This is a genomic window from Brevibacillus sp. YAE8 (genome assembly GCF_057543335.1).
Genome location: NZ_BAAIYG010000032.1, coordinates 1 through 20391, shown reverse-complemented (window position 1 = coordinate 20391; position 20391 = coordinate 1). Strand labels below are relative to the sequence as shown.

Genomic DNA, 20391 nt, shown 5'->3' with positions numbered 1-20391 from the left:
GCTACGGATGCTCCCCGGCAGCCTGGCGCCGTTCGATTTTGTCCAGCACCTCGTCCAGACGGCCGATTTCTTCGATTACGTAGTGCGCTCCGGCTGCTTTCAGTCTGGCGGCAGCGTTGGCAAGCCGTGCTTGCGTCGTCAGCGCGGATATATACAGCGTGTTGTGCAGCGACTGGGCCAGAGCCGGGGTCGAAAAGTACGCGAAAAAGTTGTCCAGGCCGACGAACTGGCCCGTTTTGTCGTAAAACGCCTTGGCGAACAACTGGGCGAGCGGCAGCAGCACGCTGACAGACAGCCCGAGCACGACGAGCGCAATCAGCCACTTTTGCACCGCTTTGCCTTTTGGCAACAGCGCGATTCCGTTCATCCCGCTCCCCCCTGTCCAGGTGCGGCGTGTTCCTGTTCAAACGCCAGCAAGTTTTCCGGCGGGAACTTTAGCCATACGTTTTGGCCGCGGGAAAGTCCCAGCTTGCGCGCCTCGGTCGCAAGCAGATCGAGCGTCAGCAGCTCGCTGTCCGCCTGTCCCGCCTCCTGGCATTCCAGAAACAGCCGGTAGAAAGAGCCGCGAAATTCCAGCTCGGAGATGACCGCCGGGAGGGCGCACGCGGATTCGTGCGGGAGCAGCCGCACATGCTCAGGGCGGATCGCCAGCAGTCTCTCGCTGTCCGTCTGCTGCCAGGCAAAGCGGCTCGGATGAAAAAAGTTGATCGCGCCAATAAAATCGGCGACAAACGGGTTGGCAGGCTTGTTGTACACCTCTTCCGGCGCGCCCACCTGCACGACCTCGCCGTGGTTCATGACGACGATCTTGTCGGCCATGGTCAGCGCTTCCTCCTGATCGTGCGTCACCATCACCCAGCTCGCAGGCTCCTTCGTATCTTTGAACGCAGGGGAGACGCGCTCGATTCCTTTTGGCGAGTAGCCTTCCAGCATGCCTTGCTGTTCCAGCACGAGCAGGCTTGTCACCGCTGTCCCCCAGACCACGTCTGCCTGCGGGTTGTCTTTTTCCGCCAGCAGCTTCGCCGTAATGATTCCGGTCGAGTCGCGCACGATATTGACCTGTACATCGGGATACTTCGCTTTAAACGATTCCAAATACGTTTTGATCTGGTCGTCCTCCAGCGCTGTGTACACCGTAATCGCTCCCGCAGCCGATTTTTGCCCGCTCGCCTGGCTCCCTGTCGCTCCCTGTGTGTTTGCTTGGGACTGTGGGGCTTGTCCGCAGCCAACCAAAAAAGCGATCGACAAAAAGGACGCGAGCAAAGGATAATGCGTGTGGAATGTTCATTTCCTGACCTACGTCCCATCTTACGGGCGAATTGTTAACCGATTGTGAATCCAGCGTAAAAGAGTTGTTTTTGAGTGCATTTAGTTTGATTTCGTTGCGCAAACATTTTCCTGTTTCCGTCTGGCTGGCGAACGTCTCGCGCAAATGGCACGCCAACTCGATTTTCAGCACGTCTTCCGGCCAGTCGAACGACAGATGCAGCGGCTGCTCGATTTTTTCAGCCGCTTGTACAGCGTATGGATGGGAATGTGCAGCCAGTTTCAACGATAAAAGCCCCGTTCCTCTCTGAACCGAAGATGAACGAGGCCTCTCGTTTTTCGTTTTTCGCTTTTGGCGCGCGCCTACAGCGTGTAGTCGCGCTCGACCTTGCAAATGCGGGTGATGTAGTGGCCGTACCACATCTGCCTGCCTTTTTCCTGCGCCACGCGATGTTCCTCGTGCCGCTTCCAGTCGCGGATCGCGTCCAGCGACGACCAGTACGAGACGGTGATGCCGAAGCCCGATTCATCCCGCACGCTTTCCACGCCCAAAAAACCGGGCTGCCCGGCGGCCAGCTCCACCATCCGCCCTGCCATTTCGCCGTAGCCGCGATCTCCCTCCGTTCGCTGCGAGGAAAAAATGACCGCGTAGTACGGCGGCTTTGGCGTCTGCGCAAACAGGCTCATGCGCGCTCCCCCCCTCTCTGCAAAGCCGCTTCGACCGCCGCCCGCGCGTGAATGTGCGTCGTATCAAACACGGGAACAGCACAATCGTCTGCCCCAATCAACAGGCCGATCTCCGTACAGCCGAGAATGACCGCCTCCGCGCCCTGCCCGATCAGCCGGTTGATGATGGCGGTGTACGCCTGCCTCGATTCCTCGCGAATGACCCCGACACACAGCTCGCGATAAATGATCTCGTGCACGATGCCTCGCTCCTGTTCGTTTGGCAAAAGCACCTGCAGCCCGTACTTGTCGCGCAAACGTCCGGTGTAAAAATCTTCTTCCATCGTAAAGCGGGTAGCGAGCAGGGCGACCCTTTGAAGCCCTTGCTGTCTGATCGCCTCGGCGGTCGCGTCCGCGATATGGAGAAACGGCAGCGGTGTCGCCGCCTCGATGGCAGGAGCCAGCTTGTGCATCGTATTCGTGCACAAAACGATCAGCTCAGCCCCCGCCGCCTCCAGACTCTGCGCCGCCTGCGCCATGCGCTCGCCCGCTTCTGCCCAGCGTCCTTCGCGCTGCATTTCCTCGATCTCGGCAAAATCGACGGAGTAGAGGATCGTTTTGGCGGAGTGCAGCCCGCCCAGCTTTTCCTTGACCGTTTCGTTCAGCAGACGGTAGTAAACGAGCGACGACTCCCAACTCATGCCGCCGATCAGTCCGATAGTTTTCATAGCGCTACCTCCTTGTGGGCTTGGTTTATACTGGTTTCGCGAATTACGGAAACAGCTACGCATACCGATTGGTTGCGCTCGAGCAAAACCGACTACTGCTATCATCTGGTTATGTTGCAAAAGGAATTGACGAATAGCGAGCATCGGTTTGGCGGCGTTCATTTTGAGGAAATTCCGTAGCGAGTTATTTTTCCGGACGACTGCCCATAAGAAAACCGAGGTTCAACGAACAGCCCCTTCTCCCCGCAGCGGCATCCCGCTCGCCGTCCCTTCTGCGCCCACCTGCCGAAAACGCGTGTGCAAAATCTCCCGCGCCCTGCTCGTATCCAGCGAAGTGTCCAGCGGAATGCCTTTTGCCCTTGCTTCTGTATCGTCCAGGCGATCTTCTTTTACGGCAGCGGCATCAAGCCCCAGCGCGGCAGCCATTTTACGCGCAAACGAATAATAGCTTTCTTTTTGCGCAGGGCCGAGATGCAATGTCCCGACGTACGGGTTGCCCGCCAATTCCGCAATCGCTCGGCCCGCGTCCTGCACGTGGAGAAACGTCTTGTACAAATTGCCCGTGCGCACGACTTCACGGCCAGCCTCCAGCTCCTGGCGAATCGCCGCGATTCTTTTGTCCCACCTGCCACGGGAATTGCAGCCGTAGATCGGCCCAATGCGGGCGATGACGTGCTGATCGTGCCGCTCGCGGATGAGCGTCTCTCCGAACCATTTTGCATGCGAATAGCCTGCCAGCGGATTTCGCTCGTCCAACAGCACAGGCTGATCGTCCTCCGCAAAAGAGCCTGTCCCTTGCCCGAAAACGCCGTCTGTGGATAGGTAAATCAGCCTGCTCTTTGCCGGCAAACGGCCGAGCAAGGTCTCCATGCCTGCTGCGATCATGGCCTGCTCATCGGCGGTACTCATCAGCGCCCAGATGGCGACATCCGGCGCAAACTCATCGAGCAATGCCGCAAACGCCGCGGAATCGGTCACATCCATCTGCACCAGGCCAGCATCTGAAGCTGGCGAGGAACAGTACGTCCCGACGATCTCGTACGTGCCAATCCGCCGCAGCTCCTGCCAAATCTGCGCCCCCAAATAACCGCTTGCCCCCAGCAGCAAGACGCGGTGCTTGTTCATGCCAGCGCCCCTCTCTTCCTTTTCCAGTATGAGCCAAGTCTACTATACTTTTGCTGGCCGCGTGAACAAAAAAAGCCAGCCGCGTTGCGTACCATAGCACACGCCAAATCACCCCCTCGTCCGCAAAAATGGTCAAGCTCCCTACGCCACTTGTCCAAGCACCCCGCTGTCGCTCGCATAAAGTATGGTAACGAAAGAGCAAGGGGGGATTTCCAATGAGCAGCAAAAGACGGCACAACGCCAGACAACGCCGCAGGCGGACTTTCCGGCTCACGCTTCGTCCCGGCGACCGACTGATTGTAACGGTTCGCGGCGGCCGCGACGACTGATCCACTGCAAAAAAGAAAGCCATGATCTAGTTGTTTCAGATCATGGCTTTCTTCGCTTTTCGGACCGGACGGTCAAGCTTTTGCGTCTGTTTGTTGCAGTTGGGCGTGCGGCGCGTTTTTGTCCATCATGTACTTGCCGACGAAAATAGCGGCGACCATCAGGTACGAGTAGACGAACTGCATGGACGGCTCCAGCGCGAAGCCGACAGTCGGGGAGTGGATGATGCCGAACACGGACAAAATCGCCCCCGCAGCACCAGCGACAGCGCCGCGCAACGGCTTGTCCGTAATCGCAAAAATCGCGATGCAACCCCAGACCATGCTGCTGATCGGCGCGCCGTTGCCGAGGTGAACCAGGCCGTTGTAGTACACGCCTTTGTTCGCCATGACGGCAGCCCCGACCTGTGCGCCTGTCGTTCCGGCGGCAGACAGCACGTTGTTGGTCAAGGTCAGCGCCCAGTTTGCGATCCACGGGAACATGCAAGTGAAAATGACCGGAACTTCCAGCTTCGGCGTCTCGCGCACGACCTGATTCGCCGTGACGATTCCGATGTAGACGAGAATCGGCACGATCGCCGCTACCGGGATGACCGCAAGCAAAAAGGCGCCGATCCCGAACAGGGAAATAAGGAACATCGACAAGCCTGTCGCGACCGTGTAGCCGATTCCTGCGCCGAGCGACTTCCAGCCGGCATGTCCGACGTAGACCGTGACCGGGTACGGGTTGCCGCAGAAGCAGCCGATGATCGAGGAAATGCCGTTGGCGAGCATGACCTGTCTCGTCTTGTACTCGTCCCCTGCGGCATGCGCACTCTCGATGTTTTCCAGGTCAAAAATATAGTTGGCCAGCCCGAGCGGCACAGCAGAAGCCAAGTACGGCAGCGCGTGCGGAATCCCTTGAATCAGGCTGTCAATGTGCACCGTCGGCGGATTGAAGCCAAACGACTGCATGGAAGCAGCAATCGCGGCCGGATCTTGCAGGCCGAATGCCCAGGCGAGCACAGTGCCTGTCGCAAGCAAAAGGAAGCCTGTAGCTGCCTGTGGCCTTATGCATGGATCGTTTCTGTTGCCGCATGTTTTCCGGTGTATTTTACATCTTTTACAGCCAGGTCGTCTTGTCTTCCGCAGCGACGCGGCTTGTCACAGGCGCATCCGCTTCCGGATAGCCGATGAACAGCGTGCCTACGACCTTTTTGTTTTCTGGCGAGCCGAGGAATTGCATCAGACGCTCGTCACGCACCAGTCCTACGCCTCGCGTGCGCCACACCATGCCCAGCCCGAGCTCCCGGGCAGCGAGCCACATGGAATGAATCGCGCAGCACACCGCGTACTCGTTGTCTTCCGACGAAGCTTCGTCGCCCGGAATCACATCGGCTGTCACGACGATAACGAGCGGCGTTTTTTCCAAAACGGCCAAAGAATCCTGAACGAGATTCGGCTTGGTTGGAAAGCGCTCCAGCAAAAACTCCTTGGCGATCGCCTCAAACCGTTGCTTCGCCTCTCCGCGGATGACGTAAAAATGCCACGGCTGACGCAAGCGGTCATTCGGCGCCAATACGGCGCAATCCAGCAAGGCCTTGATTTTTTCAGTCTCGACTTCTTTTGGAATATAGTTGCGGACGGCTCTTCTCTCTTTGAGTGCTTCTACTACGGACACGTCTGTTTCCTCCTCGCTCTCTTTCGCTTGCACAAATTTCCCATTTCATTATATATAATGGCTCGCCGATTCGTATAGAGAGCGGAGCGAGTTGCGCCGGAAGACCTGGGAGCCTCACCTTGCATGGATTGCCCGCTCGGCCTTAGCTTCGAACTCGTCTAGCGAGCGCGGCTGGGGAGCCATCAGAACGGACGCCTCACCTTGCATGAATCGCCTGATGAGCCTTGGCCACGTCTTCTTTTTTGACGTAAATATCGTACTGCGTCCGATTGTCGCGGGGAAGCATGCCCGCACTGTCACCGAAATAATTGCTTCCGTATGAGTGCGAACGGGTCCGAAACCGCACTCCGTGGGCAGACAGCTTGTGCACGATTTGCAAATATTGCTCGTGGCCAAACGCCGTATAGATCAGGCATTTGTATTTGGAAAAGAGAGTGAGGAAAAAATTCATCGCTGCCGCTCCTTTCTTGGGTCAAGCCCTTTGCATGCAAGTTCCCTGCTTTCAAGCCCGTTGCTGCCATACTGCGAGCTTGTATAGACCGGGTTTGTCTTTTTTTCCAGTCCTGCACGTTTTTCGCTGGGCACCTTGCTGACATAGCTGCCGGAGCCGAGACGCATGACGATATACCTGTCTTCCTGAAGCAGCAAAAGCGCCTGCCGCAAAGTCATCCGGCTGATGCCACGCATGTGGGACAATTCTGATTCGGACGGAAGTTTGCTGTTTTCAGGATAAAGGCCGTTTTCGATCATGTTCAAAATTTCCCTGTACGCCTTGATATATCTCAGAACTTTTTTGTCTTTTTGCCCTTTTGTCGGATTCGCGATAAGAAGCCACCTCTTCTCTTCATCAGGCGCTCAAGCAAAATAACCTTTTCTCTCCTCATTATATGCCCGATGAAAGCAGTCTATCAAATGGCTGAGCTAGATTCGCCGTCACATGTACGGTTGAAAAAAGCGGCTGCTTCCGCCCAATGACGGAAAACAGCCGCTGGATAAACAGACATGTTCTTGCGGATTGCGGGACGAGCGGGCAAAGCCGCTCTACAGTTCCATTACCGGAATGCCATTCGTCCCCCGGACTGGCTCGATTCGCTGGCCCGCCGAGCGGACGAGCGTGTAATACTCGTAGCAGCCGATGACCGAAAAATCGCCGTCGATGACGCCCGGATAGGCGCGGTTGACGGAATAGACCTGGCTTTGGTGGGCGCGCAGCGCTTCCCCTTTTTGCGTCCGGTAGTCGGTGATGTCTACTTTGCCGGTGATGGGAACAGCAGGCTCGGGGCCGCGATCCGGGCAATGGTCGTAGTAATGCGGGATCGAGACGTAGTACAAATCCGGATATTCCCCGCAAGCAAGCTGCTCCTCTGCCTGCGCGACAGCCAGCGTCGTCGCTTTGCAGGTGACAATGTGATCGGGGTGGCCTGTCACGCCGTCTGGCGGAAACGTGATGACGACGTTAGGCTTCCACTCCACGATTGCGTCGCGAATTTTGGCGGTCAGCTCGTGCAGATCGGCATGTTGCAGGGAGCCGTCTGCATAGCGGAGCAAATCAAGGCGCTTGATGCCGAGCACTTCCGCCGCCTTTGCCAGCTCCTGCTCCCGGTGACGGGCCAGCTTTTCCCTGCATTCAATCGCAAACGGTCCGGAGCGCCCCTTGCAGCCGGACGTAATGCACAATAGGCGCGTCTCCTGGCCTTTTGCCTTGCATTTGGCCAGTGTTCCCCCGCAGGCGAACGATTCGTCATCCGGGTGGGGAAAAACGACCATCACTTTTTTCATTTCAGGCACCTCACTTGCTGCCGGATTGACGCTCCAAATACGCCAATCCTTTTGCTATGACACCGTAGATCGGGTCGTTTTGCGCGTTTTCGATGACGACCTGGGCAGCGTAGCGCTGGACGTGCTCCACGACGATTTTGCGGACGCGATCGTCGTTTTGCAGGACGCCGCCCTGCATAATCATCTGAAACGGCTTCGTCTTCATGTCCAGCGCCTCAATGACAGCGCGAGCCGCAGCAAACAACTCTTCGCCCGCCACCTGCAAAATGTGCGCTGCCACCTGATCTCCCGCGAGCGCCGCCTGGCTGACCAAAGGAGACAGCTCGCCTACTTTTTCTACGGAATAGTGCTCGCTGTAGGTCCAATTGAACAGCTCGTCGACGCGCGCAAGCCCTACGTGCGGGAGTAGCAGCTCCTTCAAAAGCGTCGGCTCGCCGCGGCCGTCTGCTGCCCGCAGCACAGCCATGATCGCCTGCTTGCCGATCCAGTAGCCGCTTCCCTCGTCGCCGACCCGATGGCCCCAGCCTCCGGCGCGTGCCGTTTCCTGCGCCTCGTTGACGCCAAAGGCGATGGAACCTGTCCCGGCGATGACGAGGATGCCCGGCTTGCCGCCAGTTGCGCCGAGCAAGGCGGCAAACCCGTCGTTTTCCACGATGAGTTGGTGGACGCGAATGCCGAGCTGATCGAGCACTTTACTCACCATTTGCGAGATCACCCGCCGATCGTGCTCCGTGTCCAGACCTGCGATCCCGAAAACGGCGCAGTCCACTTCCCATTCCAGCTCGCCTGCGCCCTGTCCCGAGACAAACGGGGGCAAGGTGCCGCGCCCTGCCGCATCCTCCATCGCCTGGCGAATCGCTGCGACCAGCTCGCGAGCAGCCGCTTCTTCTCCGATTCCTTGATAATTGCAAGAGCCAGAACGGCCTTGGCCGACTTCTCTTGCCGCTCGGTCCGCGAGCACCGCCAAGCATTTGGTGCCCCCTCCGTCCACTGCCAGAAGAGGTATTCGCACCACTGCCATTACCCCACACTCCATTCGGCTGTCATCTGGTCGAGCCTGTTCATTACATCTGTGCAGGCTTGTTTTTTCGCGACAAGCCATGCGTTTTCCTGCTGGAGAACGGCTCTGCGCTCAGCGATTTGCCGCTTGATTTCTTCCGGATTCGGGCCGCCCGGCAGCTTGCGGATCATGACAAAGTGCACCGGATCGAGTGCCAGTCGCAGCTCTTCTGCCGTAATCGACAGCTCTCGTCCAATCACGTCCACCGCCGCACGGTTGACCAGCGCAAGGCTGATCTGGTTGGCCAAAAGGTTGGCGCTGGTCGCTTCCTTGACCACGCGGCTCACGATGTGATGCGCCTTGCGGAACGAGAGGCGATCTGTGCGCACCAGTGTATCCGCAAGCTCCGTCACGGTTGCGAAGCTGCCTTTGGCTCGTTCCAGCAAAACGTCCTTGTTGACTTCCATCGTCCCGACGACGCACGCCATCAGGCGGTACATCTGCTCCAGCACGGCCATGCTTTTCCAGGCGTACGGCTGCATGTCGTCTTCGGTGTCGACGATGTCGCCAAACGGCGTGTTGTGCATCATCGTCAACACAGTCGTTGCATTTCCGGCGCTGCTGGACAACAGCGAGCGCATATGTTCAAACGAAACCGGATTGCGTTTTTGCGGCATGATCGAGCTGATCTGCACGTACGGGCTTGCGACTTTCAGCGCGCCAAACTCCTGCGTGCACCAGAGCAGCATATCCTGGACTGTGCGCCCCAGGTTGATCGCAGCCAGTTGTACCGCCGTCGCCACCTCGCCCAAGTAATCCGCGCCGCAGACGGCGTCATACGAATTTTCCACCAGTTCGTCAAAGCCGAGCAGTTCGCGCATCCGCTCGCGGCTGATGGCAAAGCCGGAGGTCGTCAGGGCGGCGGCCCCCATCGGGGAACGGTTGACTGTCTGATACGCCTGGATCAGCCGCTTGATATCGCGGCCAAGCAGGTCTGTCGCCGCCATGATGTAATGCGCCATGGTCGTTGGCTGCGCCTGCTGGGTATGCGTATAACCGATCATGACCGTCTCGGCGTGTTCTTGCGCAAAGAGGAGCAAATGCTCTTTCAGATAGAGGGCAGAAGCGATCGTCACCAGCAATTTTTCGCGCAGCACCATGCGGTAGATCGTGATCCCCATGTCATTGCGGCTGCGGGCCAGGTGCAGGTTGCCAGCCACATCAGGGGCCAGCTCCAGCAAACGGCTCTCTACCTGAAAGAACAAATCTTCAAACTGCCCGGTATAGGCCGAGCGACGCAACTCTTCCGGCTCAATCCCGCAGAGCGCGCGGGCAATCTGCTTGGCCTCGTCGTCTGTAATCAATTCCGTCTCGCGCAGCATGATTAGATGCGCCTTGTTGATCGCCATCATCGGCTGCAACAGGTGGTGTTTGGCCTCGTTGAATGCCGGCTCCAAAACCGCCTCTACGTACGTCTTCCCGGGGAAACTGGCTCCCTCCTGCAAAAATATGCGTTCTCTGTAATCCATCCTACTCGCATCTCCTTCCCTGCCGATTGTTCAGCTACTCATTTTTCTGCGACGGATTCGTGTCTCTCTGCTTGATTTCGTGTGCCTCTCGCCCTCGGCAGAGCCCATTTTTCACCTCGGGCCTAGGAGACGACCGCTCCCGGTCGTCTCGCTCTTCCCAGGCAAAGCGCTATCATTTTGGCAAAGCGGCGCGCAGCTACTGCTGCAAGCTGACCATGTTGACGAACATGCGGATCGCTCCCGGCACGAGCGAAGGAATTTCGCGGTACCAGACCAGCGAGCTGTACGTGTACGTTCCTTTTCCGTACTTGGCGGTGAGGAATGTGCCCGTAAACTCTTTTTCTCCCGGATCGCCGTTTGCGATCAGCTCGGTGTATTCCTTGCCCCACTCGGACGGGTTGTAGGCCGAGCGGTCCTGAATCCAGTTGTTCCAGTCTTCTTCGGTTATTTTATTCGGCGTGTTGAACAAGGCGTGATCCGGTGCGAGCATCGTCACCGGCGAATTTTCGTCCGTGACGCGCCACTGGATCAGCGGCGTGCCGATCTTGATCGGATACGGCGCCAGCTCCGGCTTCCACTTGTCTTCCGGCTTGTGGTATTGCACGACGAGGTTGCCGCCGTTTTCCACGTATTTCAGCAAACGGGCGTTGCTCGGAATCAGCTCTGGCCGGAAGCCGTAGGCGCGGATGCCCAGCACAATCGTGTCGTACTGGCCGAGGTCGCCGGATTCGATGTCTTTGGCCGTCAGGTTCGTCACATCGACGCCCAACTGGGACAAATACTGATCGATGTTGTCAAAGCCGCTGGAAACATACCCGACCTTGAGTCCCGCTGGAACTTTCAGGTCAAACGCCTGAACGTTGAGTGTCGCTGGCTGTACGAAATACGTCGTGCCGATGTGCGGGTAACGGATGACTTGCGCCCCGTGACGGCTTTCTTTTCCGCCGCCTGCTGCCACCGCCGTAATCGTGTAAGGAGCCGGCTTGACGGAAGCGGACGCTTTGATTGTAAAGGCTACCGACTTCGTTTCTCCTTTGGCGTCAAAGGCGAGCGGCGCCGCTTTCGGCTCAACGCTCCACCCTTCCGGCGCTTCCAGCGAAATGCTCGTCTGGGCCGCACCCGGATTGTAGTTTTTCACTGTCACTTTCACCGGAATCGGATCTTGCGGCTTCAGCGTGTTCAGCACGGTTGCGTTCGGATCGAGCGTCATGGCGAATGCCGGGAGCACCGCGACCGCATCGGCTGGCAGCACATGGCTGTTTGCTGTCGAGCCTGCAAAGCTGTAGCTGACATCCGCCGTGATGGCCGGAGCTGCGTACGGCTGGAACAACTCCGCATGGCCAGGCACCGTTACTTCATAGGTCGTTTTCACCGTCTGGTTGTAGCCGAGCGACGGGAAGCTGGTGGCGGAAAGCGCCCTCGCCTGCCAGCCTTTCGGTACGTTCAGCGCCAACTTCACGTTGTTCACCTTGGCCTGGCCGCCGTTGTACGCGCTCACTGTGACTTTTGTCGTTTGGCCTGCGACCAGCTCATTCGTCTCCGGCTTCACTTTTGTCACGAGCGAGAGCGCTTCTGCACTCGCCTTGTTCAGTTGCGCCTGCTTTACGCCCAGACGGTGGAGCAAATCCGTTTTGGCAGCGGCGGGAAGCGAGGACGACTCGACATCGCGCAGCGCTTTTTGCACGTCAGCGAGCATTTCGTGCGCTTCCTTGGCTACCGCGGCAAAGCTCGGGTAGGCGGCAATGACTTCTTCTGCGTCTTTTTGCAGCTTTTTCAATTCATTGGCGACTTTTTCGCCGCCGGACTGACTGGCCGTTTCTTTGGCCAAATCGTCGAAGGTGTAGGCGATGCCTGCGAAAAAGTCGGCTTCCTTGGCCTTCGTCTCGACGATGGACTGATCCAGCTTGTAGTAGCTGAAGCTCGGCCCTTCGTCATAGTGGCGGCCCATGCCCTGGCTCTTGTGCATGAAGCGGGACTCTTCGCCCAGTTGTACGTAGGAAGCGCCGTAAATCTCGTCGTAGGCTCCGACAGGGACACTCACGGAGTAGTCTTTTTCCTGGGCGGGCACATACAGCTTTTTCACCTGCCACGGGAACAGACCTTCTTTCAACTGCTCGGGGAAAACGTTTGGATCTGCGGCATCCTTGAATGCCCGAACGGTAATGACGTTAATCGCGCGATGATGGCCGTGAGTCGAAGGTTCGTTCAAAAATGCGGGAATCACGACATCGGGTCTCAGGGTGCGGATTTTGCGGATCAGCCTTTCGTAAGCGACATCCTCGCCCCACTTTTCCAACGTTTCGTCAGGGCTTTTGGAAAAGCCGAAGTCGAAAATGGGGTCGTCAATCTTCTCGCTGAGGTTCTCCAGATGGATGTTCGTGATTTTGGAAGCTTCCTGCAATTCGCGGGTACGAATGATCCCCAGCGCGTTGCCCAGCTCGCTGCCAATCTCGTTTTGTCCTCCTTCACCACGGTTGGCGATGACACTGGATGTGTCTACCCCTTTGCCAAGCGACAAATAGGCGAGCATGGCACTGTGCTCGTCGTCCGGATGGGCTCCGGTATTCATCGCGCTGGCAATCGTGGTGAGCGGCTTGATCGCTTTCCACAGGTCGACGACTCCCCGATCGGCGTGCGCAGTCTGCGGCGCCAGCGGGATGACCAGACTGGTGGCAAGCGCGGCCGCGGCCGCAATCGTGTAAAGCTTGGCAAGTTTCCCCTTCCTCAATGAACTCTCCTCCATTCCCTTTTACGATTGATGTCTATATCAATCATGGCGGTCTGTACGCGAGTGCTTCGTTGCTGCTGCCATGGATCGACCCACGATAGATTGGAGCTGTTCAGACGAATGGCCTTTTGGGCTTACTGCTTCTGGCTAATCATGTTGACGAACAGGCGGAACGCCCCTGGCACAAGCTGCAGAATCTCGCGGAACCAGGCGAGAGAGCTGTAGGTGTAGATGCCTTTACCATAGCGGGCGGTCAAAAAAATGCCGCGAAACTCCGGCTCGCCCGGATCGCTGGTGGCGATCAGCTCCGTGTATTCGCTGCCCCAGCGCGAAGGATTGTAAATCGAGCGCTCCTGCACCCAGCCGTCCCAGTCTGCCTGGGTGATCCGATTCGGCTCGCAAAAACAGCGGGTGTTCGGGCGCGAGCATGCGGACGTCTGACTGTTCATTGGTGACCCGCCAGTCGATCAGCGATTCGCCGATGAAGATCGGGTACGGCGCGAGGCTGGGCTTCCACTTGTCCTCGGGCTTGTGGTACTGCACGACGAGATTGCCGCCGTTTTCTACATATTGCAAGAGACGATGATTGTTCTCGATCAGCTCCCTGCGGAAGCCGTAAGCGCGAATGCCGAGCACAATCGTGTCGTAGCGGGACAAATCGCCCGACTGGATCTCGTCTGCGTCGAGGTTGAGACAATGCACGCCGACTGCGCGCAAATATTTGTCCATGCTGTCAAAGCCGCTTGCGACGTAGCCAATCCGCCGATTTTCGGGGATCGCCAAGTCGAAAGCCTGGACGGTAAGCTTCGTCGGGCGGATAAAATACGTCCGGCCGACATGCGGATACTCGATCACCTGGACGTCCCGGGCACTCTCTGCCGCGCCGTCCGGCCGGGTTACTTGCGCGAAAACTTCGTACTTGCCGTTTTCGACCTGTGGTCCCGTCTGCACCGTAAACGCAATCGTCCTCGTTTCGCCGCGAAAAGCAAACGGCACGTCGATACACTCCGGTTCTGCCGTCCAGCCTTCCGGTACGACAAGCGAGACTTTTGCCGTCGTGCTACCTGGCCGATACTGCTTCAATGTTACTTTTACCGGAATAGGCTGCTCCGTATGCAGCGTGTTGCGCACGACGGCTGAAGGAGTCAGCGTCAAGGAATAGGCGGGAGCACGGTAATTGTAGGTCGGGCCTTCATCGTAGTGGACGCCCATCCCTTGCGACTTGTGCAGGAATCTGGCCCGCTCCCCGAGCTGGACGTACGAGGAGCCGTAGTTTTGGTCGTACTCCCCGACTGGCACGGCCACCTGGTAATCTTCGTTGTCCATGACAGGCACGTACAGCTTTTTCATCTGCCAGGGCAGGATGCCCGCCTCGATATGCGCAGGAAACGTCTCAGGGTCAGCCGCTCCGTGAAACGCCCGCTGGGTCAACAAGGTGATCGCCCGGTGATGCCCGTGGGTGGTCGGTTCATTTTCAAAGCAGGCGATGACGACATCCGGGCGCAGCTCCCTGATTTTGCGGACCAGCCGCTCGTAGACGACGTCTTCGCCCCATTTGCGAAACGTTTCCTCGGCGCATTTGGAAAAGCCGAAGTCATGGATCGGATCGTCCAGCTCCTCGCTCAATATGCCGAGCGTGACGTTGCCGAGCGCGGACGCCTCTTCCAGCTCCCGCGTGCGAATGATGCCGAGCGCTACTCCTTGCTCGCAGCCGATTTCGTTTTGGCCGCCTTCCCCTCGGGTCGCAATTACGCTTGCGGGATAGACGCCTCGCCCAAGCGCCAAGTAGGCGAGCATGGCGCTATGCTCGTCGTCGGGATGCGCGCCCGTATTCATTGCGCTGGCGATCGTCGCAAGCGGCTTGATCGCTTTCCACAAATCCAAAAGTCCGTGCTCTCCCTGCATGGTCCGGGCCGATGCCGGGATGGGCAGCTTCGTCGGCTGCACCGCCGCTCCTTTTTTGTCCGTCGATTCGCTGCACTCCACGTGAAGCGCCTCCTTTTTCGCCAGGTAGCGTGTGATGCCACGAGACTTGCCACAAAAGCCGTTTGCGCACAGCGCTTTTCGCTAGATCGCTGTACCGGCCTTGTCTTTGGTCAGCTTGCTAGAGATGAACAGCACGAGGATGATGACGACGATTTGCAAAACGCCATAGGCGCAGGCAGTGCCGAATTCGAAGCTGTACATGCGCTGGAAAATGGCGACGGATAGCGGCGTCGTCCGCGGGGTAAAGATCAGGATCGAGGCGACAAATTCCCCGATACACTGCACGAACGCCAGCAGCGTTCCGGCGAGGATTCCGCCCAACGCCATCGGAAACACGACCCGCCTGAAGCTGTACCACCACGATGCGCCCAGGTTGCGCGCCGCTTCCTCGACGGACGGGTCCATCTGCATCAAGGTCGCCGAGGTGGACCGGAAGACGAGCGGCAGGTGGCGGACAAAATAAGCGAGCGGAATAATCCAGAATGTTCCGATCAAAACTTGCCCAAAGCTGAACACGGTCGGCTCGCTGAACGCCGCGATCAGGTTCACCGCGACAACTGTGCCCGGCAAAGCCCACGGCAGCATAATCAGCACATCCAGCAGCGTCTTTCCGCGGAACTTCAGGCGCACCATGGCGTAAGCCGCCGCCACGCCGAACAGGACAATCCCGATCGACGCAATCGCCGACAACTGCAAGCTGTTGACAATCGGACGCCACGTCTTGCTGTCGGTAAACAAGTCTACGTAATGCTCCAGCGTGTACTGCGGAGGCAATATTTGCACCGTCCAGGTTCCATCCACCGAAAAGGAGATGAGCACCAGCACGAGAATCGGCAGCATCAAAATGACCGTGCCGATGAAGGACAGCACAATCGTGGCGTAACGCCCGGCTTTGCTCTTGATTTCCGTCCGGTGCACGCTGACGCCTTTGCTCAAGTTTTGATAGTTGCGCGCGCCCTGATACCAGCGCATGATTAACAGAAACGCGATCGAGACGATCGACAAAATCGTCGACTGCGCCGCAGCCATGTCGAGGTCGCCATTGGTGCGGGACAAATAGATTTGCATCGTCATCGTCCGGTCGATGCCGAAGATGAGCGGTGCGGTGTACGAAGCCATGGAAATCATGAACACGAGTAGCGAAGAGGCAACCATCGCCGGCGTGAGCATCGGCAAAATGATGCGGCGCCATACGGTAAAGCGGTTGGCGCCCAGACTCGCGGCCGCTTCCTCCAAAGACGGGTCAAGCCCTTTGATCGCGGCGGTCGCGGTCATGAAAAAGTACGTGTACATCGTGAACGTATGAACGACGACGACGCCCCAGATGCCTTTGAGCGAAAACGGCACCTGGGCCAGCCCGAACAGCTCCTTGATCGCGCGCGGGAAGATGCCGCTCTCGCCGTACAAAAAAGTAAAAGACAGAACGCCGATCAACGGAGGCAAAGCCATCGGGACGAGCGCCAGCACCGAAAGAATTTTTCGCCCTGGAAACTCGTAGCGCTCCAGCAAAAACGCCATCGTCACGCCGACGATTCCGCAAGTGATGACGCTGAGCACGGAGATGTACACACTCGTCCACAGCGCCTCCAGATTGGCGGTATGCTCCAGGCTGAAGAAGCGCGTGTAGTTTTTCCACGTAATCTGCTCGTCGACATGGATGCTGGCGACGAACGTTTCAAACAACGGATAGATGACATAAGCCAGCAAAATCAAAAAGAGTGGCGAGACCAGCACATAGACGAAGGCGGGTGAAGCGGTGATCGACTTTCGTCTGACCGATGCCGGCGCTTGCTGCAATTGTGCTCTCAAAAGCTTTTTCCCCCTTATCCCGCGAAGTAGATGCTCTCCTTCGGTATGTGCAGTCCGATGGTATCGCCGCGCTGCTTGATGGGGCGTCCCAGGTTGATGGACATGCTGCGCAACTGCTCCTGCCCGACTGCCGTGACGTAATTGACACACGCCCCGGTAAACTCAGACAGGACGACAGTGCCTGCGACGATGTTCGTCCCTTCCCGCTCGCTGCTCTCCTGAACCGATTCGGGGCGGATGGATAGCGTGACCTGCTCCCCGACAGCCAGCTTGGCGCGCGGCGAAGCATTTTTTACAAGCCCGCTGAGCACTTGGCCCGAGGAAATTCGCACGTGCACTTCCTCCTGGTCGAGGCCGACCACGGTTCCTTCCCACAGATTCGTCTCCCCGATAAACGAGGCGACAAAGCGGTTCACAGGGCGGTGGTAGATCTCGTGCGGAGTGCCGACCTGCTGCACTTCCCCGCCTTGCATGACCATGATCCGGTCGGACATCGACATCGCTTCGGCCTGGTCGTGCGTGACGTAGATCGTCGTAATTCCCAGCTCCAACTGAAGCCGTTTGATCTCAAAGCGCGTCTCTTCCCTCAGCTTGGCATCCAGATTGGACAGCGGCTCATCCAACAGCAGAATCTGCGGCTCGATGACCAGCGCCCGCGCCAGTGCCACCCGTTGCTGCTGTCCGCCGGAAAGCTGGTCGATACGCCGCTCGCCATAGCCCTCCAGTCGAACGAGCTTCATGATTCGCTCTACGCGCTCTTTTGTCTCTGTCTTGCTGACGGATCTCACCTGCAAGCCGAACGCGATATTTTCGAACACGGTCATGTGCGGGAACAGCGCATAGTTTTGAAAAACCATGCCTGTGTTGCGCTTGTGCGGAGGAACGGACGTAACCTCCTGGGACCCGAAGCGAATTTGTCCTTCTGTCGGGTAGTAAAAGCCGGCAATCATCCGCAAGGTCGTCGTTTTGCCGCAACCACTCGGACCGAGGAACGTAAAAAATTCACCTGACTCGATGTGAATGTGGACGTCTTCTACTCCTTTTGCATTGCCAAACCTTTTGTGGACGTGATCGAGTGTTACGCTGCTCATCAGGTTTTGTTTCCTCCTTCGTGGCAAATCATTCTTGCTTGGCATAAGCAGCTAGACGGAAAGGAACGCTCCTTCCCGTCTAGCCGACTGCCGCTTACTTCTTGCCTTTGCCCTTGATGTTTTCGTCCCAGTGCTGCATCCACTCTTTCTCTTTGGCGGCCATGACGCCCCAATCGAGCTCCAGCGGCTTCAGCTCCAGGTTTTTCATGAAGTCTGGCAGATCGTCCTTGCTGATATCAGTGCGGGCAGGGAACTGGAAGCGCTCCTTCGCCAACTGGGAAGCAATCTCAGGACTCATCAAAAATTCCATAAAGTTTTTCGCTGCATCCAGGTTTTTCGCGCCTTTGACAAGCGCGATTCCGTCTACGAGAATCGGTGCTCCGCTCTTCGGATAGATGAAGTCGTACGGATGGTTGTTCTTTTTGCTCTGAATCAGGACGTCTTGCAAGTTCCACAAGGAGATGACGCCCTCTTGACGGTCAAGCTTCAGGTAGAGGTTTGTCGGGTCTTGCGTGTACTCTTTTGTGTTGGCGTCCAGCTTCAGCAGCCAGTCGTAGCCTTTTTCCGGCGTGTCTGGGCCTTGGCGGTAGATCATCGCGGAGTAGATCGTGCGCATCGTGCCGGACGGTAGGACGTTGCGGATGACGATTTTGTCCTTGAACTTCGGATCGAGCAGCTCATCCCAATCTTGGGGCGCTTCCTCTGGCTTGAGCGCCTGCGAGTTGTACATGATGACCTCTGGCAGCAGCATCTCGCCGTACCAGCGATCTTGCGGGTCTTTGTACAAGTCCGGAATCTTGTCGGCAAACGTCGGCTTGTACGGCGCAAGCAATCCTTCGTCAGCGGCCGTGCTCAGAGCGGATTGCGTGCCGCCCCACCAGAAGTCTGCTTGCGGATTGGCTTTTTCGGCGCGAACGCGCTCCAAAATTTGCTGCGCGCCCATCTCCAGCGTCTCCACTTCGATGTTCGGGTACTTTTCCTTGAACTTCGGCAACACGATTTCGAAAATGTTTTTATCCCGTCCGGTGTAAATGACCAGCTTTTGCGGCTCGCCGGATGGAGCCGGCGTTTCGGCCGCTGGCTGTGTGCCCGCTTGGCCGCCTGCGCCGTTGTCGGCAGGCTTTGCTTCCTGTCCTCCACCTGAGCACGCGGCCACCGTCAGCGCCAAGGAGCTGACGAATACACCTTTCATCCAAGTTTTCAGCTTGTGATTGACCTTTTTCAAAACTGACTCCCCCTTTTGTTTTCTCACTCTTTGTCAAGCAGTCGTGTGAACGGAAACGCTTCCAAGACACTGTGGACGGCGCCAATCAGACCTGCTCTCTCCCCCAGACTGGCTTTTTCGAGGCAAGGCACTTCCGGCACCCACTCGGTCAGCCACTCGTGAATCTGCTTCACCCCTTCATCATCGACGTGGACCATCTCTCCGCTCAGGATCAAAATTTCCGGGTTCAAGATGCTGATGATATTCGCCATCCCGTACGCCCAATGCCGGTACACATCCAGAAGAAGCTGCCTGGCTTCGCTGTTTTGTTTGGCGTGGAAAATGAGCTCTTCTATGACACTCGACCCTTCCTGAAGGTCAGAGAGAAATCCCTTAGCCTGGCCCTGCTGCCAAATACCCGGTATGGAATAATGCGTCTCGAACACCCCTGACGCGCCATTCGGGCGGTTATGTACCGGGCCGATTATCATGAAGCCGATCTCGCCTGCCGCTTCCCGGCTCCCCCGGTAAAACTGTCCATCCAAAATGATGCCCGCACCGATGCCTGTACCGACGTACATGTAGACGACGTTGGAGTGGCCGACGCCTGCCCCGCGAACGTATTCGCCCAGCGTCATCATGTTGACATCGTTGTCGATAATGACAGGCACGCCCAGACGCGCCTCGATGGTTTGCAAAATCGGCGACCCCATCCATCCGGTGCTCGGCGAAAAGCTGACCGTACCGCTTCCCCGCTGTGTAACCCCCTGCAAGCCGACACCCATCCCGAGCAGTCGCTCTCGCGGGATTCCGCTCTCGGCGAGCAGCCGCTCCAGACCCGCTGCCAAATCCTCAATGACGGTCTCGCCATTCGCCGGCTGCGCCAGCCGCTTGCGATGCCGGGCGAGAAACTCCCCCTTCATGTCCGCAATCGCCATGTCCAGCGTCGAGCCTTCGAAGATCGCTCCGGCAATGGCGTAAGCCTGGTAGTTGTACTCCAGCAAAATCGGCTTGCGGCCGCCTTTGGAATCGCCCATGCCCACTTCCTGCAGCAGTCCTTCCTGGATCATTTCATCGACCAGGGCAGAGACACACGGGCGGCTGAGCATGGTCTGCTTGGCAATATCGGCGCGGGAAATCTGACCGTGCTGAATGACCTGCTGCAAAACTTCTTCCTTGTTCAGTTTCTTGACGAGTTTACTGTTGCCTGTTTTTCTCGGAGCTCGCACGCCTATACAATCACCACCACAGCAGTTAGTTAAGTTTACTAACAAAGATAAGCAAATTATACCTACGCCCTTCAGAATAGTCAAACAATTTGGGCTTGTCTTTCAGATATTTTCTGGATGTTTGCTTATTACTTTTACTTTTGAGCACTTTGCATAATTCCATTTTCGAGAAAAAGACAACAGATTTATATGGCCTGTGGTTGGTTTCAATGTCGTGATGTGATGGCTTTGGAAAAATGGGCAGACCTGCAGAATTTTCGTCTAT

18 protein-coding genes and 1 pseudogene are annotated in these 20391 nt (G+C 57.4%); all 19 read right to left on the bottom strand.

Annotated features, from left to right (window positions below; translation table 11 throughout):
* Position 1: 1 nt before the first annotated feature.
* On the bottom strand, positions 2-367 hold the full coding sequence (locus AC27IT_RS24215) for a hypothetical protein (RefSeq protein WP_025844545.1): 366 nt from the start codon (positions 365-367) through the stop codon (positions 2-4).
* Positions 364-1263, bottom strand: coding sequence for a TOBE domain-containing protein (locus tag AC27IT_RS24210; protein ID WP_487092137.1), 900 nt, complete (start codon positions 1261-1263; stop codon positions 364-366). The genes AC27IT_RS24215 and AC27IT_RS24210 overlap by 4 nt, the downstream gene beginning before the upstream one ends.
* A gap of 366 nt (positions 1264-1629) precedes the next feature.
* A complete protein-coding gene (locus AC27IT_RS24205) occupies positions 1630-1953 on the bottom strand; it encodes an antibiotic biosynthesis monooxygenase family protein (protein WP_025844549.1) in 324 nt (107 codons plus the stop codon).
* Positions 1950-2660: an aspartate/glutamate racemase family protein gene (locus tag AC27IT_RS24200; RefSeq protein WP_487092136.1), complete on the bottom strand. Its 711-nt coding sequence runs from the start codon at positions 2658-2660 to the stop codon at positions 1950-1952. The genes AC27IT_RS24205 and AC27IT_RS24200 overlap by 4 nt, the downstream gene beginning before the upstream one ends.
* Before the next feature lie 222 nt (positions 2661-2882).
* Positions 2883-3785: a sugar nucleotide-binding protein gene (locus AC27IT_RS24195; RefSeq protein ID WP_005828541.1), complete on the bottom strand. Its 903-nt coding sequence runs from the start codon at positions 3783-3785 to the stop codon at positions 2883-2885.
* A 401-nt stretch (positions 3786-4186) separates the two neighbouring features.
* Positions 4187-5134: a hypothetical protein gene (locus AC27IT_RS24190; RefSeq protein WP_340673877.1), complete on the bottom strand. Its 948-nt coding sequence runs from the start codon at positions 5132-5134 to the stop codon at positions 4187-4189.
* Between the two features lie 79 nt (positions 5135-5213).
* A complete protein-coding gene (locus AC27IT_RS24185) occupies positions 5214-5771 on the bottom strand; it encodes a nitroreductase family protein (RefSeq protein WP_005828545.1) in 558 nt (185 codons plus the stop codon).
* Positions 5772-5967: 196 nt separating this feature from the next.
* Positions 5968-6222 carry a hypothetical protein gene (locus AC27IT_RS24180; RefSeq protein WP_005828547.1) on the bottom strand — a complete coding sequence of 85 codons (255 nt, stop codon included), beginning with the start codon at positions 6220-6222 and terminating at the stop codon, positions 5968-5970.
* Positions 6219-6521, bottom strand: a complete 303-nt coding sequence (locus tag AC27IT_RS24175) for a GntR family transcriptional regulator (RefSeq protein ID WP_283858134.1) — start codon at positions 6519-6521, stop codon at positions 6219-6221. The genes AC27IT_RS24180 and AC27IT_RS24175 overlap by 4 nt, the downstream gene beginning before the upstream one ends.
* A gap of 291 nt (positions 6522-6812) precedes the next feature.
* Positions 6813-7550 (bottom strand): PIG-L deacetylase family protein, encoded by a 738-nt coding sequence (locus tag AC27IT_RS24170; RefSeq protein ID WP_005828552.1) that lies wholly within the window; start codon positions 7548-7550, stop codon positions 6813-6815.
* Between the two features lie 10 nt (positions 7551-7560).
* The gene (locus tag AC27IT_RS24165) at positions 7561-8571 is read right to left on the bottom strand and encodes an N-acetylglucosamine kinase (RefSeq protein ID WP_025844559.1); all 1011 of its coding nucleotides are present in this window, start codon (positions 8569-8571) and stop codon (positions 7561-7563) included.
* Positions 8571-10079: an argininosuccinate lyase gene (gene argH / locus AC27IT_RS24160; RefSeq protein ID WP_005828556.1), complete on the bottom strand. Its 1509-nt coding sequence runs from the start codon at positions 10077-10079 to the stop codon at positions 8571-8573. Before argH ends, AC27IT_RS24165 begins: the two co-directional genes overlap by 1 nt.
* A gap of 196 nt (positions 10080-10275) precedes the next feature.
* Positions 10276-12807: an NEW3 domain-containing protein gene (locus tag AC27IT_RS24155; protein ID WP_025844563.1), complete on the bottom strand. Its 2532-nt coding sequence runs from the start codon at positions 12805-12807 to the stop codon at positions 10276-10278.
* A 134-nt stretch (positions 12808-12941) separates the two neighbouring features.
* Positions 12942-14604: pseudogene (locus AC27IT_RS24150) on the bottom strand (PIG-L family deacetylase).
* 270 nt (positions 14605-14874) lie between these two features.
* A complete protein-coding gene (locus AC27IT_RS24145; protein ID WP_005828560.1) occupies positions 14875-16602 on the bottom strand; it encodes an ABC transporter permease in 1728 nt (575 codons plus the stop codon).
* 14 nt (positions 16603-16616) lie between these two features.
* Positions 16617-17693 carry an ABC transporter ATP-binding protein gene (locus AC27IT_RS24140; protein ID WP_005828562.1) on the bottom strand — a complete coding sequence of 359 codons (1077 nt, stop codon included), beginning with the start codon at positions 17691-17693 and terminating at the stop codon, positions 16617-16619.
* Between the two features lie 94 nt (positions 17694-17787).
* Positions 17788-18918 carry an extracellular solute-binding protein gene (locus AC27IT_RS24135; protein WP_007785871.1) on the bottom strand — a complete coding sequence of 377 codons (1131 nt, stop codon included), beginning with the start codon at positions 18916-18918 and terminating at the stop codon, positions 17788-17790.
* Positions 18919-18941: 23 nt separating this feature from the next.
* On the bottom strand, positions 18942-20126 hold the full coding sequence (locus AC27IT_RS24130; protein ID WP_005828564.1) for an ROK family transcriptional regulator: 1185 nt from the start codon (positions 20124-20126) through the stop codon (positions 18942-18944).
* A 25-nt stretch (positions 20127-20151) separates the two neighbouring features.
* A partial coding sequence (locus AC27IT_RS24125) for a hypothetical protein (protein ID WP_487092135.1) occupies positions 20152-20391 on the bottom strand: 240 nt, incomplete at its 5' end.

Excerpts from the sequence above, each read along its gene's own strand:
- AC27IT_RS24215 (WP_025844545.1), bottom strand. The coding sequence starts at position 367 with ATGAACGGAATCGCGCTGTTGCCAAAAGGCAAAGCGGTGCAAAAGTGG.
- AC27IT_RS24205 (WP_025844549.1), bottom strand. The coding sequence starts at position 1,953 with ATGAGCCTGTTTGCGCAGACGCCAAAGCCGCCGTACTACGCGGTCATT.
- AC27IT_RS24200 (WP_487092136.1), bottom strand. The coding sequence starts at position 2,660 with ATGAAAACTATCGGACTGATCGGCGGCATGAGTTGGGAGTCGTCGCTC.
- AC27IT_RS24195 (WP_005828541.1), bottom strand. The coding sequence starts at position 3,785 with ATGAACAAGCACCGCGTCTTGCTGCTGGGGGCAAGCGGTTATTTGGGG.
- AC27IT_RS24180 (WP_005828547.1), bottom strand. The coding sequence starts at position 6,222 with ATGAATTTTTTCCTCACTCTCTTTTCCAAATACAAATGCCTGATCTAT.
- AC27IT_RS24175 (WP_283858134.1), bottom strand. The coding sequence starts at position 6,521 with ATGATCGAAAACGGCCTTTATCCTGAAAACAGCAAACTTCCGTCCGAA.
- AC27IT_RS24170 (WP_005828552.1), bottom strand. The coding sequence starts at position 7,550 with ATGAAAAAAGTGATGGTCGTTTTTCCCCACCCGGATGACGAATCGTTC.
- AC27IT_RS24165 (WP_025844559.1), bottom strand. The coding sequence starts at position 8,571 with ATGGCAGTGGTGCGAATACCTCTTCTGGCAGTGGACGGAGGGGGCACC.
- argH (WP_005828556.1), bottom strand. The coding sequence starts at position 10,079 with ATGGATTACAGAGAACGCATATTTTTGCAGGAGGGAGCCAGTTTCCCC.
- AC27IT_RS24140 (WP_005828562.1), bottom strand. The coding sequence starts at position 17,693 with ATGAGCAGCGTAACACTCGATCACGTCCACAAAAGGTTTGGCAATGCA.